This window comes from Pseudomonas baetica, assembly GCF_019733355.1.
Lineage (GTDB): Bacteria > Pseudomonadota > Gammaproteobacteria > Pseudomonadales > Pseudomonadaceae > Aquipseudomonas > Aquipseudomonas baetica_A.
In genome coordinates this window covers 1-406 of sequence record NZ_JAIHLQ010000148.1, presented here as the reverse complement: position 1 = coordinate 406, position 406 = coordinate 1, and the positions used below count along the sequence as shown (strand labels likewise).

The 406-nt window shown below is 62.6% G+C and carries 1 pseudogene; it reads right to left on the bottom strand.

Features of this window, described 5'->3' with window-relative positions:
- A pseudogene (locus K5E40_RS34495) lies at positions 1-406 on the bottom strand (toxin); the annotation flags it as partial.

Below are 406 nucleotides of genomic sequence, written 5' to 3'. Positions count from 1 at the left end.
GCATGTCCCCGGTAGCCAGCGTCTGCAGATTGCCGTGGCGGTCGAACAGCTTGTCGAAGTCAGGGGGCGGGTCGCCCGGTTTCCAGCGCACGCCGCGGTTGCTGGTCGAGTCGATACACATCTGGACGGTGTGATTGGCTCCGGCCCGTACGTGGCACAACTTGATCAGGTTTCCACCGGGGTCGTACTCATAGGTCTGGGTGTAGTTGAGGCGGTTGTTCGGGTCGGTCGGTTGCGGCAGGCCGGGAATGTCCGAGAGCGGGCCGTCGTCATAGCCGGTGGCGCAGGTCAGTCGGTACAGCGAGTCGTAGCAGAAATCACGGTGACCCTCGATGAGCTGGTTGGCAAACCACACCGGCTGGAAGGCGTGGTCTTCAATGCGGGTGATATTGCCGACCGGGTCGTA